General features: G+C 62.7%; 1 protein-coding gene and 1 pseudogene. Both read left to right on the top strand.

Annotated features, from left to right (window positions below; genetic code table 11):
• The first annotated feature begins 321 nt into the window (after nt 1–321).
• The gene (locus ACTWQO_RS48435) at nt 322–684 is read left to right on the top strand and encodes a winged helix-turn-helix domain-containing protein (protein WP_443243803.1); all 363 of its coding nucleotides are present in this window, start codon (nt 322–324) and stop codon (nt 682–684) included.
• A gap of 284 nt (nt 685–968) precedes the next feature.
• A pseudogene (locus ACTWQO_RS48430) lies at nt 969–1,712 on the top strand (XRE family transcriptional regulator); the annotation flags it as partial.

Raw genomic sequence — 1,712 nt, 5'->3', positions numbered from 1 at the left:
GACTGCGACGTTGACGTTGTAGAGCACCTTGCCCGACTGCTTGTCCACGGCGATCTCGCCGGTCTCGCGGTTCTTGACCTTCTTCTCCGGGGGCTGGATCAGCATGATCGTCATTGCGGTCGTGTCGACGGGGATCTGACGCATGATGGAACTTCCCTTCGGGGACGAGGAGGGCGGCAGTCTGCTTGGCGGTAGAGGGGCCGCCCTCCAAGCTCTGTGGTCAACCGACCACATGACATAGTGTACTCTTGTGCAGACTAGATCGCAAGAGATAGCGCACAATAGGCCGCACTATTTCGCTCTAGTGGATACGCTTGACGCATGACCGTTGCCGACCACGACCCGCGCCCGAAGAAGGTCCAGATCGCTGACAAGTTGCGCCGAGAGATCTCAACGCTTCCGAGCGGGCATCGGCTGGCGTCACTCCGAGAAATGGCCAACCGGTTCGACGTCACGAGCGTCACCGCGAGCAGCGCGCTGCAAATCCTCATCGATGAGGGGTTGATCGAAGCCGTTCCCAATCGCGGGTACTTCGTCCAGTCGCCAACGGTCAGTAACGACCAAGACGGAGAAGCCGGCCCTGTCAGTCGAGAAGAGATCAACACAATCCACTCCGAGCTTCGGCAACTTGCCGCCCGCGTAGCCGAGTTGGAGAAGCACTTCGACAGCGCGAGCGGCGCCTGACACGTGTTCCACCGTGCGCGCAGAGTGAGGCGTCAGCCAGTGACAGACGTGGTGTCATGAGGGGACAGCTCTGGTGTCACCCGCCTGTCACCCCCCGTGTCACCGACCTATGAGATGCCAGACTCGAAGGAGACATCCCGACGGGAGGGCAGCACATGAGCGACGAACGACCTGCATGGGCGCGACGCATTGCGGCCGAGCGGGTAGCGCGGGGTTGGTCACAGACGGAGGCCGTTGCGGTTCTTCGAGCGCATGCTCCCCAAGAGCTCCCCGCAGGGCCGAGCATGATCCGGCAGTGGAAAAGGTGGGAGGCCGGCGAGGTCACCCCGAGCGACTTCTATCAGCCGATCATTGCGTCTGCCTTCGGCACCGTGACGCACGCGATCTTCCCCGTTGCCGGACGTCGTGACGGAGATGCCGAGATCGCAACAGCCACCGGCATGGAAACACTCGACATCATCAGCCGCATGCAGGCGTCCGACGTCGACAACGCCACGTTGGACGCTCTAAGGATCACGGCTGATCGTCTGTGCTCGGAGTATCCGTACCTTCCTGGCGATCAGCTTGCCTTGGAAGGGCGCGAGTGGCTCAGGCGGGTAGCTGGCCTTCAGTCGCAGCGCCTCACGCTGGCCCAGCACCGAGAGGTGTTGGCAATCTCCGCGTGGCTTGCACTGCTCGTCGGGTGCGTCGAGTACGACATGGGCGATCGCGCAGCAGCAGAGAGCACACGCCGCGCCGTGCTGTCACTCGCCAACGAGGCCGAGAACACCGAAGTGGGTGGCTGGGCTCACGAAATGCGCGCGTGGTTCGCTCTCACCACGGGGGACTACCACGGGATCATCGCTGCCTCGCAGGCCGGAACCGAGATCGCTCCGAACCATGGCGTGGCCGTCCAGCTTGCCGCGCATGAGGCCAAGGGATGGGCTCGCCTCGGAGATCGCCGCAAAACCGAAGTGGCTCTAGATCGTGGGCGCAAGTTGCTGGAAGGTATGCCCTACCCCGACAACCTTGATCACCACTTCGTGGTG

Origin of the sequence: Streptomyces sp. 4N124, assembly GCF_052245395.1 — a bacterium.
In the GTDB taxonomy this organism is placed as follows: Bacteria; Actinomycetota; Actinomycetes; order Streptomycetales; family Streptomycetaceae; genus Streptomyces.
The sequence above is the reverse complement of the archived record's forward strand: the minus strand, read 5'-3'. Positions and strand labels throughout refer to the sequence as shown.